Origin of the sequence: Kocuria sp. SM24M-10 (assembly GCF_001027955.1) — a bacterium.
GTDB classification, from domain to species: domain Bacteria; phylum Actinomycetota; class Actinomycetes; order Actinomycetales; family Micrococcaceae; genus Kocuria; species Kocuria oceani.
The window spans coordinates 1-12,405 of sequence record NZ_LDNX01000143.1; the positions used below are offsets into that span (position 1 = coordinate 1).

14 protein-coding genes are annotated in these 12,405 nt (G+C 75.0%); 13 read left to right on the plus strand and 1 reads right to left on the minus strand.

Going from position 1 to position 12,405, the window contains the following annotated elements:
- Nucleotides 1-52 precede the first annotated feature (52 nt).
- Complete coding sequence (locus ABL57_RS17290) at nt 53-580, minus strand: inorganic diphosphatase (protein ID WP_047804724.1); 528 nt, start codon at nt 578-580, stop codon at nt 53-55.
- A gap of 211 nt (nt 581-791) precedes the next feature.
- Between ABL57_RS17290 and dacB the strand changes: the two genes are divergently transcribed.
- The 13 genes from dacB to ABL57_RS17355 form a co-directional block, all read left to right on the plus strand.
- On the plus strand, nt 792-2,231 hold the full coding sequence (gene dacB / locus ABL57_RS17295) for a D-alanyl-D-alanine carboxypeptidase/D-alanyl-D-alanine-endopeptidase (RefSeq protein ID WP_160310810.1): 1,440 nt from the start codon (nt 792-794) through the stop codon (nt 2,229-2,231).
- Between the two features lie 46 nt (nt 2,232-2,277).
- A complete protein-coding gene (locus tag ABL57_RS17300; RefSeq protein WP_047804726.1) occupies nt 2,278-3,435 on the plus strand; it encodes a zinc-dependent metalloprotease in 1,158 nt (385 codons plus the stop codon).
- Between the two features lie 162 nt (nt 3,436-3,597).
- Nucleotides 3,598-4,077, plus strand: a complete 480-nt coding sequence (locus ABL57_RS17305) for a hypothetical protein (protein ID WP_047804727.1) — start codon at nt 3,598-3,600, stop codon at nt 4,075-4,077.
- Entirely contained in the window at nt 4,074-5,204 is a 1,131-nt protein-coding gene (gene tilS, locus ABL57_RS17310; protein WP_047804728.1) for a tRNA lysidine(34) synthetase TilS, read from the plus strand. The genes ABL57_RS17305 and tilS overlap by 4 nt, the downstream gene beginning before the upstream one ends.
- Nucleotides 5,194-5,745 carry a hypoxanthine phosphoribosyltransferase gene (hpt, locus tag ABL57_RS17315; RefSeq protein ID WP_047804729.1) on the plus strand — a complete coding sequence of 184 codons (552 nt, stop codon included), beginning with the start codon at nt 5,194-5,196 and terminating at the stop codon, nt 5,743-5,745. The genes tilS and hpt overlap by 11 nt, the downstream gene beginning before the upstream one ends.
- A gap of 205 nt (nt 5,746-5,950) precedes the next feature.
- Nucleotides 5,951-8,059 (plus strand): ATP-dependent zinc metalloprotease FtsH, encoded by a 2,109-nt coding sequence (gene ftsH, locus ABL57_RS17320; RefSeq protein WP_047804730.1) that lies wholly within the window; start codon nt 5,951-5,953, stop codon nt 8,057-8,059.
- A gap of 12 nt (nt 8,060-8,071) precedes the next feature.
- Nucleotides 8,072-8,809 (plus strand): GTP cyclohydrolase I FolE, encoded by a 738-nt coding sequence (folE, locus tag ABL57_RS17325; protein ID WP_139318609.1) that lies wholly within the window; start codon nt 8,072-8,074, stop codon nt 8,807-8,809.
- A gap of 4 nt (nt 8,810-8,813) precedes the next feature.
- The gene (folP, locus tag ABL57_RS17330) at nt 8,814-9,746 is read left to right on the plus strand and encodes a dihydropteroate synthase (protein ID WP_047804731.1); all 933 of its coding nucleotides are present in this window, start codon (nt 8,814-8,816) and stop codon (nt 9,744-9,746) included.
- Nucleotides 9,743-10,204 (plus strand): dihydroneopterin aldolase, encoded by a 462-nt coding sequence (gene folB, locus ABL57_RS17335; RefSeq protein ID WP_082157528.1) that lies wholly within the window; start codon nt 9,743-9,745, stop codon nt 10,202-10,204. The genes folP and folB overlap by 4 nt, the downstream gene beginning before the upstream one ends.
- 1 nt (nt 10,205) lies before the next feature.
- Entirely contained in the window at nt 10,206-10,733 is a 528-nt protein-coding gene (gene folK / locus ABL57_RS17340; protein ID WP_047804732.1) for a 2-amino-4-hydroxy-6-hydroxymethyldihydropteridine diphosphokinase, read from the plus strand.
- Nucleotides 10,734-10,745: 12 nt separating this feature from the next.
- Entirely contained in the window at nt 10,746-11,315 is a 570-nt protein-coding gene (locus tag ABL57_RS17345) for a DUF3180 domain-containing protein (protein ID WP_047804733.1), read from the plus strand.
- Between the two features lie 10 nt (nt 11,316-11,325).
- Nucleotides 11,326-11,838, plus strand: a complete 513-nt coding sequence (locus ABL57_RS17350) for a PH domain-containing protein (protein ID WP_047804736.1) — start codon at nt 11,326-11,328, stop codon at nt 11,836-11,838.
- Nucleotides 11,835-12,405 (plus strand): PH domain-containing protein (locus ABL57_RS17355; protein WP_152683440.1); only part of this gene is annotated, 571 nt, incomplete at its 3' end. The genes ABL57_RS17350 and ABL57_RS17355, both read left to right, overlap by 4 nt.

The following is a 12,405-nucleotide window of genomic DNA, read 5'->3' on the forward strand; positions in this document are numbered from 1 at the left end:
GCGGGGGCCGGGGACCGGTGTGGTCCCCGGCCCCCGCCGGTGCGCCGTGCGCTCAGTCGGTGGACGCGGCCTTCTCCTCCGCCTCGGCGGCGGACTCGTAGTGGGACTGCTCGAAGCGCTCGAGGGCCTCCGTGACGAGGCGCTCGGCCGTCTCCCGGCCCTCCCAGCCCTCGCCCTTGACCCACTTGTTCGGCTCGAGGTCCTTGTAGCGCTCGAAGAAGTGCTGGATCTCCTTGAGCTTGAACTCGTCGATGTCGTCCAGGCCCTGGATGTGGTCGTAGCGCTTGTCGGTGGACACGCACAGGATCTTCGCGTCCCCGCCGGCCTCGTCGTTCATGTTGAACACGGCGATCGGACGGGACTCCACGAGCACACCGGGGACGATCTCGAAGTCCAGCAGCACGAGGGCGTCCAGGGGGTCGCCGTCCTCGCCCAGGGTGTCCTCGAAGTACCCGTAGTGGGCCGGGTACTGCATCGAGGTGAACAGCACGCGGTCCAGGCGCAGGCGGCCGGTCTCGTGGTCGATCTCGTACTTGACGCGCGATCCCCGGGGGATCTCGATGGTGACGTCCAACTCCATGGTGTTTCTCCTCGTGCGTGCGAAGGCCGGCGGGGCCCCGGGTCGTCCGGGGCGGCCGGACAGGGCTGACAGCGGCCGGGCGCGGCCGCACCACCCAGGCAGGGTGGGGGCAGATCCGACCCCACGATAACCGCGGCCCCGCGGGCGGCGGTAACCGCCGTGGCGCGGGACACCCCGGGGCGGCCCCGCCGCGGGGGCCACAATGGGCACCATGCACACCCCCCGGCGCCCCGCGCCCGGCCGCCGGCGCCGGGTCCTGGCCACCCTGCTCCTCGCGCTCGGTGCCGGCCTGGCCGGCTGGTCCCACCCGGGCTGGCTGCCCGCGCCGGCCCCCGCACCGCACCCCGCAGGACCCGTGCCGCCGGCGGCACGGGCCCTGCCCCCGGCCGCGCCCACCCCGCACGGCGCCGTGCTCCCGGACCCGGGCGCACCGCTGCCCTCCGCCGCCGAGGTGGCGGCGGCGGTGGGCCCCGCCCTCGACGGCGCCTCCGCCGGGCGGCGCTCCGTCCTGGTGGCCGACGCCCTCACCGGTGCCCCGCTGCACGAGCAGGACCCGGACACCGCCCTGGTGCCGGCCTCCAACCAGAAGCTGGTCACCCTCCTGTCGCTGCTGACCCACGCCGATCCGGGCGAGCGCCTGCGCACCGCCGTCGTCGCGGGGGAGGAGCCGGACACGGTCGTGCTCGTCGCCGGGGGCGACACCCTGCTGCGGCCCGGCCGCTCCGACCCGGACGCGGTGCAGGGCCGCGCCGGCGTGCGGACCCTGGCACAGGACACGGCCCGCGCGCTCGTCGCCCGGGGGGCGGGCGCGCCCCGCACCGTGCGCTGGGACGCCGGGCTCTTCCCGGGCCCGGCCCTCAACGAGGCCTGGGCCGCCGGGGACGTCGCCGCCGGGCAGATCGGGCCCGTGGCCCCCATGGCGTTCTGGTCCCACCACGTGCCGGCCGGGGACGTGGCCTCGCCCGCACGCCCCGGAGACGCCGCGGCGGACGTCGCCGCGGTCTTCGCCGCCGAGCTGCGGGCAGCGCTCGCCGCCGAAGGGGTCGCCGCCCCGCCGTTCCGGCTCGCCCCCGGACCGGCGCCCCGGGGAGCGGCCGAGCTGGCCGCGGTGGAGTCCGCCACCCTGGCCGAGCAGGCCGAGCTGATGATCCAGGACTCCGACAACCACCTCGCCGAGGTCCTGTCCCGGATCGCGGCCCGGGCCGCCGGCCACCCGGGCAGCATCACCGGCGGACGCGAGGCCGCGGCCGAGGCGCTCGCAGCCCGGGGGATCGACCCGGCGGGTCTCGTGCTCTCCGACGCCTCCGGGATGTCGCTGGACAACCGCATCCCCGCCCGCGCCCTCGAGCGCGTGGTGCGGGCCATGGCCGTGGACGGCACCGGCGCGCTGGCCCCGGGGGCCCGCGCGCTGCCGGTGGCCGGCGGATCCGGGACCCTCGCCGACCGGTTCGACGACGAGGCCGAGACCGCCGCCCGGGGACTGGCCCGGGCCAAGACCGGCACGCTGAACACGGTGGTCTCGCTCAGCGGCCACGTCAGCACGCGGGAGGGGCGGCTGCTGACGTTCTCGGTGGTGCTCAACGAGGTCGCCGACCCGGCCGCCGCGCGCGACGCCGCCGACCGCGCCGTGGCGGCCCTCGCCCGACTGTGACGCGCGCGCGGCGGGAGCTCCCATGCGCGTGTGGTTGCATGAGGCCATGACCACAGCACACCGCACCCCGGAGTCCGCGGCGCCCTCGGCGGCGCCGGGGATCGTCCGCTGGGACCTCGCCGCCGCCGCCGCCGCACGGATCACCCCGCCGGGGCCGAAGCTGTCCGCCGGCGCCAAGCAGGCCGCGGTCGCGTCGATGCGCCGCCACGCCGAGGCGTCCGTGGACCACGTGCACCGCATCACCGGACTGGAGGCCGCCCGGGACCTGAGGGACTCCACGGTCCTGGTGGTGGACCGCGCCGGGTGGGCCCGCGCGAACGCCCAGACCTTCCAGCTGCTCATGGAGCCGGCGGTGGAGGCGCTGCGCCGCCGCCGCCCGGAGCAGTTCGGCGCCGCCGCCACCGCCCTCGGCGGAACGGCCACGGCCATGGAGATGGCCGCGGTGCTGGGCTTCCTCTCGTCGAAGGTCCTCGGCCAGTACGACCCCTACGCGGGACTGGTCTCCGCCCTCGCCGCTCAGCGCCATCCCGGCGGGCGGCTGATGCTCGTGGCCCCCAACATCCTGACCGTGGAGCGGGAGCTCAACGTGGAGCCCGAGGACTTCCGGCTGTGGGTCTGCCTGCACGAGCAGACCCACCGGGTCCAGTTCGCCGCGGCGCCGTGGCTGCGCGCGCACATGATGGAGCAGATCGACGAGCTCGCCGACTCGCTCATGGGCCAGGCCGAGACGCTGGGCGCCCGGCTCACGGAGGCCGTCCGGTCCCTGCCGGGACGGGCCGCCGGCCGCGGGGAGCCCCAGCCCTCCCTGGGCGTGGTGGGCCTGCTGATGGGCCGGCGGGAGCGGGAGGTGCTCTCCCACCTCACCGCCGTGATGAGCCTGCTCGAGGGGCACGCCAACTTCGTGATGGACGGGGTGGACGCCTCGGTGGTGCCCACCGTCAAGACGATCCGGCGGCGCTTCGAGCGCCGCTCGGAGCTGCAGGGCAGCCTGGACCGCTTCGTCCGGCGCCTGCTCGGCATGGACGCGAAAATGCGCCAGTACAGCGACGGCCAGCGCTTCGTCTCCGCCGTGGTGCGGGCCGTGGGTCTCGAGGAGTTCAACCGGATCTGGGAGGCCCCGGAGCACCTGCCCACGGAGGCCGAGATCCACGCCCCGGAGCGCTGGATCGAGCGCGTCCTGGGCGCCGCCGCACCGCGGCGCTGAGCCCACCGCGCCCACGGCGCCGGAAAATGTGCTAGACGTCGCCGACCCCGCGCTGACATGCAGTTTCATCGAGTTTTCGGGGTGCGCGGACCGGCGCGGCGGCAGCGGTCACAGGCCGACACGCGGTAGGTGAGGATCACCTTTGTGTGACAGTATTTTTACGTGAGCACAGAGAATATCGAACAGCAGGTCAAGCTGTACGGCCAGCCCCTGTCGGAGCGCTTCGGCACCGTGGTGCAGGCCTACGGCATCACGCAACGGCGCCTGGCCGAGGTCCTGGGCCTGTCCGCCCCCATGCTGTCACAGCTCAACAGCGGCCGCCGGATCAAGATCGGCAACCCCGCGGTCTACGAGCGCCTCGTGATGCTGGAGCAGCGCATCGGCACCCCGGACATCGAGGAGACGCTCTCCGCGGTGGAGGCCTCGCAGCCGGTGCTGTCGACCACGCAGATCCAGGCCGGCATCCACAGCGAGACCAACGCCGTGGCCGCCCTGGCCCACGTGGTCCCGCAGCGGGAGCTGGAGGCCGCCCTCGACCTGCTGGGCGACACCGCACCGACCCTGGCCAAGGTCGTGCGCCTGGCCGTGCGGGAGGCCCAGAACCAGCAGGCCGCGAGCGCCCGCGAGGACGCCCGCCGGTGACCCAGTTCGCCCGCCGCGGCCGGCTGTCCCCGGACGTCGCCGCGGGGCGCCGCCGTGTGCTCGCCGCCGTCCGGGAGCACGCCCCCCGGACCCGGCCGGGACCCCCGCTCGTGCTGGTCGCCTGCAGCGGAGGGCCGGACTCCCTCGCCCTGGCCGCCGTGGCGGCCCACTTCGCCCGCCGCGGCACGCTGCGCGTGGGCGGGGTGGTGGTGGACCACCGCCTCCAGGAGGGCTCCGCCGCGGTGGCCGAGCGCACCGCGCGCACCCTCGAGGACCTGGGGCTGGCCCCCGTCGTCGTCACCGCCGTGACCGTGCACCCGGGCGGCGGCGGACCGGAGATGGCCGCCCGCACCGCCCGCTACGCGGGGATCGCGGAGGTCGTGGCGCGCACGGGCGCGGACGCCGTGCTGCTCGGGCACACCCTCGACGACCAGGCCGAGTCGGTGCTGCTGGGCCTCGCCCGCGGCTCCGGCACCCGCTCCCTCGCCGGGATGCCCCCGGCGCGCGAGCTCGACGGCGTGACCTACCTCCGGCCCTTCCTCGACCTCTCCCGCGAGCAGGCCCGGCAGATCTGCGCGGCGGAGCAGCTCGAGCCCTGGTACGACCCCACGAACCGGGACACGTCCCTGATGCGCGCCCGGGTCCGCCACCGGGTGCTCCCGCTGCTGGAGGAGGAGCTCGGGCCCGGCCTCGCCCGCGCCCTGGCCCGCTCCGCGGCGATCCTGGGTCCGGACGCCGACTACCTCGACGGCGCCGCCCGGGAGCTGCTCGAGCGGGCCCGGGCCGCCGCCCCCGAGCCGCCGGGTGCGCTGGCCCTGGACCTGGCGACCCTGCGGGCGGCCCACCCCGCGCTGCGGCGCCGCGCCCTGTCCGCGGCCGTGGTCGCCGCCGGAGGGGAGACCCCCGCCCACGAGCGCCTCGGCGCGCTCGACGCCTTCGCCGAGGAGCACGGGGCCGCGGGGCCCGTGCAGATGGCGGGTAAGGTGTCCGTGTGGCGCCGCCGCCCGCCGGCAGGCACCCGTGGTCCGGGACACCTGGAGCTCGTCCGCCCGCGCACCGCGGCCGGGGCGGGCGCCGCCGGCCCGCATCCGATTGACGCATCACACGAGGAGCGCCGTGAAGGCTGAGGACGTCCAGGGGGACCTCACCGAGGTCCTGTTCAGCAAGGAAGAGATCGAGGCGAAGATCGCCGAACTGGCGGCGGCCGTCGACGCCGACTACCAGGGGCGGGACGTGCTGCTCGTGGGCGTGCTCAAGGGCGCGGTCATGGTCATGGCCGATCTGTGCCGGGCGCTCCAGGGCCAGTACCCCATGGACTGGATGGCGGTGTCCTCCTACGGCTCGGGCACCAAGTCCTCCGGGGTGGTGCGCATCCTCAAGGACCTCGACACCGACCTCTCGGGGCGCGACGTCCTGATCGTCGAGGACATCATCGACTCGGGGCTGACCCTGTCCTGGCTGCGCGCGAACCTGGAGTCCCGCCGCGCCGCCTCCGTGGAGGTCTGCGCGCTGCTGCGCAAGCCGGAGGCCGCGAAGACCTCCATCGACGTCAAGTACGTCGGCTGGGACATCCCCAACGAGTTCGTGGTCGGCTACGGGCTGGACTACGACGAGAAGTACCGCAACCTCGACTGCATCGCCACGCTCGCCCCGCACGTCTACGCGTGAGCCGAGTGCCCGGCGCGCGTGCGCCGGGCACTCCCGCCCGCCCGCGTCCGAGCCGGCTGTCCGCTGACAGGGAACTCCCGGCCCGTTCCGGGGGAGACCCGCCGCGCGGGCTGTACATTGAAGGTCTGCGTCCCCTGGACCCCCGGCCCTCGGGCGGGCCCCGGCTCGAGGGGCCCGGACAACCATCCACGGGAGGATCAGCGGCTTGGCCACGGCGAAAAAACCCAACAACTTCTTCAGGGGACCCTGGTTCTGGGTCCTTCTGGCCGTTCTGGTCCTCTTCCCCGTCGTGGGCTCCCTCACGACCGGCGCCGGCAACCGTGTGGACACCAATGTCGGGCTGCAGCTGCTGCGCGACGGGCAGGCCTCCGAGGCCAAGATCTACGACGGCCAGCAGAAGGTTGAGCTCCAGCTCGAGGAGGACCTCAGCCTCGACGGCCGTGACCTGGGGCGCAACGTCGAGTTCTACTACGTCACCCCGCGCGGCGAGGAGGTCGTCGACGCGATGAACGCGGCCGACCTCGAGGGCTTCACGGACCAGCCGGTCGAGTCCAACTGGTTCACCAGCCTGCTCGGCTTCCTCCTGCCGTTCCTGATCATCCTGGCCATCTTCTGGTTCGTCTTCTCCCGGATGCAGGGCGGCGGCTCGCAGGTGATGCGCTTCGGCCGCTCCCGGGCCAAGATGTTCGACAAGGACAACCCCACGGTGACCTTCGCCGACGTCGCCGGGGCCGACGAGGCCGTCCAGGAGCTCGACGAGATCAAGCAGTTCCTGGTGGAGCGCGACCGCTTCACCGCCCTCGGCGCGAAGGTCCCCAAGGGCGTGCTGCTCTACGGCCCGCCCGGCACCGGCAAGACCCTGCTCGCCCGGGCCGTGGCCGGGGAGGCCGGGGTGCCCTTCTTCTCCATCTCCGGCTCCGACTTCGTCGAGATGTTCGTGGGCGTGGGCGCCTCCCGCGTCCGCGACCTGTTCCAGCAGGCGAAGGAGAACGCCCCCGCGATCATCTTCGTGGACGAGATCGACGCCGTGGGCCGCCAGCGCGGAGCCGGCATGGGCGGCGGCAACGACGAGCGGGAGCAGACCCTCAACCAGCTCCTGGTCGAGATGGACGGCTTCGACGCCACCACCAACGTCATCCTCATCGCCGCCACCAACCGCCCGGACGTCCTCGACCCGGCGCTGCTGCGCCCGGGCCGCTTCGACCGGCAGATCGGCGTGGAGGCCCCCGACATGAAGGGCCGCCTGCAGATCCTGCGGGTGCACGCCCAGGGCAAGCCGCTGGCGGACAACGTGGACCTCCCCGGCGTGGCCAAGCGCACCCCGGGCTTCACGGGCGCCGAGCTCGCCAACGTGATGAACGAGGCGGCGCTGCTCACCGCCCGGTCCCACGCCCAGCTCATCGACGACCGCGCCGTGGACGAGGCGATCGACCGCGTCATCGCCGGACCGCAGAAGCGCAGCCGGATCATGAAGGAGCTCGAGCGCAAGGTCACCGCCTACCACGAGGGCGGGCACGCGCTCGTGGCCGCGGCCCTGCGCAACACGGACCCGGTCACCAAGATCACGATCCTGCCCCGGGGCCGCGCGCTGGGCTACACCATGGTCATGCCCCTGGACGACAAGTACTCGACCACCCGCAACGAGCTGCTCGACCAGATGGCCTACGCCATGGGCGGGCGGGCCGCCGAGGAGATCGTCTTCCGGGATCCCTCCACCGGCGCCTCCAACGACATCCAGAAGGCCACCGACACCGCGCGCAAGATGGTCACCCAGTACGGGATGAGCGCCCGCGTGGGCTCCATCAAGCTGGGCGGGGACAGCTCCGAGCCGTTCCTGGGCCGCGACGCCGCCGGCGGGGGCCGGGAGTACTCCGAGCACACCGCCGCCCTCGTGGACGAGGAGGTGCGGGCGCTGCTCGACCAGGCCCACGACGAGGCCCACCAGATCCTGATGGACAACCGTCCCGTCCTGGACCGCCTCGCCCTGGAGCTGCTCGAGAAGGAGACGCTGAACGAGGCGCAGGTCGCGGAGATCTTCCACGACATCCGCAAGCGGGACCTGCGCCCGGTGTGGCTGTCCAAGGACACCCGCCCGCTCTCGGAGGACCCGCCGGTGGTCACCCAGGCCGAGCGCGAGGAGGCCCGGCGGGTCCACGCCCAGGACCCCGCGACGCTGGCCCCCCAGGACCAGGCGGCCGCCGCGAAGCCGGAGCACCCCCTGGAGGTCCCCGAGCGCGGCCACTCCGTGCCGCCGGGGGAGGGCGCCGGGTCCTCGAGCAGCGCCGGCACCGCCCCGGGCGCCGGCACCGACTGAGCCGGGCCTAGGATGGAGCGACAGCCGGTCGCGTCCGCCGATCCCCGTCGCGTCCGGCAGACCCGGCAGACCCCGAAGGAGGGCGCGTTGCCCCACGAGGCCCACACGCACACGCACGACCTGGCCGCGGAGGCCTTCGAGCCGCCCTATCCCGATCCCGCCCCCGCGCTCGAGGCCGGGGCCGGGGCGGTCGACCAGCCCCGCGTGGCCGCGGCCGTCCGGGAGCTGCTGCTCGCGATCGGCGAGGACCCCGACCGGGACGGCCTGCAGGGCACCCCCGGACGGGTCGCCCGGGCGTACGCGGAGATGTTCGCGGGCCTGCACCAGGACCCCGCCGAGATCCTCGGGACGACCTTCGACATCGGCCACTCGGAGATGGTGCTGGTCAAGGACATCCCGTTCTACTCCACGTGCGAGCACCACCTCGTGCCCTTCCACGGCCACGCGCACGTGGGCTACATCCCCGGCCACGACGGCATGGTCACCGGGCTGAGCAAGCTGGCCCGGCTGGTGGACCTCTTCGCCCGCCGCCCGCAGGTGCAGGAGCGGCTCACCACCCAGATCGTCGAGGCGATCGTGGAGCACCTGAAGCCCGCCGGCGTGATCGTGGTGGTCGAGTGCGAGCACCTGTGCATGTCGATGCGCGGGGTGCGCAAGCCCGGGGCGAAGACCGTCACCTCGGCCGTGCGCGGCCAGCTGCGCGAGCCCGCCACCCGAGCCGAGGCCATGAGCCTCATCCTGGGGCGCTGAGCCGGTGACCACGACCACCCGCACCGCGCACGGGGCCCTCGGCTGGGGCTCCTTCGAGGACCTGCCCAGTGGCCGGACCCTGGTCATGGGCGTCCTCAACGTCACCCCCGACTCCTTCAGCGACGGCGGGGAGCACGCCGGTCACGAGGCGGCGATCGCCCACGGGATGCGGCTGCTCGCCGAGGGCGCCGACGTCCTCGACGTCGGAGGGGAGTCCACCCGCCCGGGCTCGGAGCGGATCACCCCCGCCGAGGAGCAGCGCCGGATCCTGCCCGTGGTGGAGGCCCTCGCCGCGGCGGGGGCGGTGCTCAGCGTCGACACCCTCCACGCCGCCACGGCCGCGGCGGTGCTCGACGCCGGGGCGCACCTCGTCAACGACGTCTCGGGCCTGTCCGTGACCCCGGCGATGGTCGAGGTCGTCGCCGAGCGGCAGGCGCCCTACGTGCTCACGCACGCCCGGGGCACCCCGGCGACCATGGACGGGCTGGCCGACTACGACGACGTCGTCGACGAGGTCCTGGCCGAGCTGGAGACCCTGCGGGACCGGCTGGTCGCCGCCGGCGTGGCCCCCGAGCGGATCGTGCTGGACCCCGGACTGGGCTTCGCCAAGCGCGGGGCGCAGAACTGGGCGCTGCTGCGCGCGCTGCCGCGCTTCACCGCCACGGGCCACCGGGTCCTGGTGGGCGCCTCCCGCAAGCGCTTCCTCGGCGCCCTGCTCGAGACGGACGGCGAGGCCCGGCCCGCGGCCGGGCGCGACACCGCCAGCGCGGCGGTCAGCGCCCTCTCGGCCCACGCGGGCGCGTGGGCCGTGCGGGTGCACGACGTGCGCGCGAGCGCTGACGCCGTGGCCGTCGCGCACGCGTGGCTCGGCACCGAACCGGCGGTCCTGCGCCCCGGCGCCGCCCGGGCGGCCGCGACCGGGGGAGGGGCCCGATGAGCCGCCTGCCCCGCGAGGAGGCCGAGGGCGGGCGCCTGCGCGCCGGGGACCGGGCCGGCCGCCAGCACGTGCCGGCGGCCCCGCCGCGCGTGCCCGACCGCCGGGACCGGATCAACCTGCTGGGCATCGGCGCCGTGGGCTACCACGGGGTCCTGGACCAGGAGAAGCGCAGCGGGCAGCCGTTCTTCGTGGACCTGGTGATGTACCTGGACCTCTCCCGGGCCGGGGCCGAGGACGACGTCGCGCTGACCGCCCACTACGGCGAGGTCGCCGAGGAGGTGCGGGACATGGTGATCGGCCCGAGCGTGAACCTGCTCGAGACCCTCGCCGACCGCATCGCCCGCCGCCTGCTCGAGCGCTTCCCCCTCGAGGCGGTGGAGGTCACGGTGCACAAGCCGAAGGCCCCCATCGAGGTGACCTTCTCCGACGTGTCCGTGACGATCTACCGGGAGCGCTGACGTGGCCACCCTGGCGGTCCTCGCCCTCGGCGCCAACCTCGGCGACCGGGAGGACACCCTGCGCCGGGCCGCCCTCGAGCTCGCCGCCCACCCCCGGATCACCCTGGTCCGGAGCTCGCCCGTGGTGCGCTCCAAGCCGGTCGGCGGCCCGCCGGACCAGGGCGACTACCTCAACGCGGTGGTCGAGGTGGACACGGACCTGAGCCCCTTCGCCCTGCTCCGGGCCTGCCAGGAGATCGAGCAGCTCCACCACCGCACCCGGACGCAGCGGTGGGGACCGCGGACCCTGGACATCGACATCGTCGTCTACGGCGAGCTGCGCCTCGACGAGCCGGAGCTGACCGTCCCGCACCTGCGCGCCGCCACGCGGGCGTTCGTGCTGGTGCCCTGGGCACTGATGGACCCCGCCGCGACCCTCGAGGGACGCCGGGTGGCCGATCTGGCCCGCGAGGCCGAGGACCTCGGCGGCCTGGGCCCGGACACCGTGCCGCTGCTGCCCGCCGGGCCCGGCGGCGAGGACCGGGACTGAGGAGGCCGCGCCGTGCACGTGCTCACCGTCCCCGCCCTGCTGCTGTGCGCCGCCGCCGCCGGAGCCCTCGGCTGGACCGCCAACCGGCTCTCCACGGGGGCGGGCGGGCCGCTGCTGATCCTGCCGTGGGTCTCGCTCGCGGCCGTCGCGGCCGCCGCCGTGGCCCTGCTCGTGCTGGGCGTGCGGGTCAAGCACTACCAGGAGGGCGCGCACCCGGAGCGCTTCGACCCCCTGGTGGCGGCCCGCACCGCCGCCGGCGCGCAGGCGGCGGCCTGGGCGGGGGCCGTGCTCACCGGCTGGCACGCCGCCATCGCCGTCGACCAGCTCGCCCTGCTCTCGGTGCGGTCCGAGCAGGGGCCGCTGTGGGCGTGCCTGGCCCACGCCGCGGCGGGACTGGTCCTCGCCGTCGTCGGCTGGATCGTGGAGGGCTTCTGCAAGCTCCCGCCGGACGATCCCGAGGCCGAGGGCGACGCCGAGTACGGTAGGGGACGGCAGAAGGAGCTCCCCGAGGGAGAAGGTGGTTATGCCCGAGAGATCCCCGAACGGCGCCGTGCGCGGCCCCGCGGACGGGACGCCCGGTGACCCGGTCCCGCTGAGCAACCGGGCGATCGACCCCGACGGGCTCGTGTGGACCCGGGTCTCCCCCCGGCACGTCACGGTGACCGTGCTGTCCGGGCTGGCGGGCACCGTGTTCTGGCTCGCGGTGGTCGGGTGGCCCGCGGTGCTGGCCGGCACGGGCATCTGGTCCGGGGCCCCGCTGGGCTGGCTGCTGCTGCCGCCGGCGGTGGTCCTGGTGATCGGACTGCTCTCCGTGCTCCTGGCCCCCCGGCGGGTGCGGGCGATCGGCTACGCCGAGCGCGGGGAGGACCTGCTCGTGCGCCGCGGGCTGCTCTACCAGCGGGTCACCGTCATCCCCTACGGCCGGATGCAGTACGTGGACGTGTCGGTCTCGCCGCTGCAGCGCAGCTTCGGGCTGGCCACCGTGAAGCTGCACACCGCCGCCGTCGGCAGCCACGCGGAGATCCCGGGGGTCGAGCACGCCGAGGCGTCGCGGCTGCGCGAGCGGCTCACCGCGCGCGGCGAGGCCCTCCTGGCGGGCCTGTGAGCGCCGCCCCTGATCCCGTCCCGGCGCCCGCCCCGGCCGATCCGTGGCACCGGGTCCATCCGCTGACCCCGGTGGTCAAGGGGTGGCTGGCGATCCTCGTGCTCGCGGGCGGCTTCGTCAACATCGTGCTCGACGACCTCGTGAGCGCCTACTTCGGCGGCCGGGACTCCCCGGCCCCGGACTTCGACCCCGGCCGGGTGGACACCGTGTTCTGGTGGGTCCTGGCCGGGATCGTGCTGCTCGTGCTCCTGGTGGCGGGCGCCGTCGTGCTCGTCGCCTGGTGGTTCACCCGCTACCAGGTGACGCCCGAGCACGTGCGGGTGCGCTCCGGGGTGCTCTTCCGCCAGGAGCGCCAGGCTCGCCTGGACCGGGTGCAGGCCATCGACATTCACCGGCCCTTCCTGCCCCGCCTGCTGGGCCTGGCCGAGCTGAAGTTCGAGGTGGCCGACGCCGGGCAGTCCGCGGTGTCCCTGTCCTACCTCACGCACGACCGGGCCCGCGCGCTGCGCGGCGAGCTGCTGGGCCGGCTCGGACTGGCCGCCGCCCCGGGAGGCCCCGCCGGCGCGG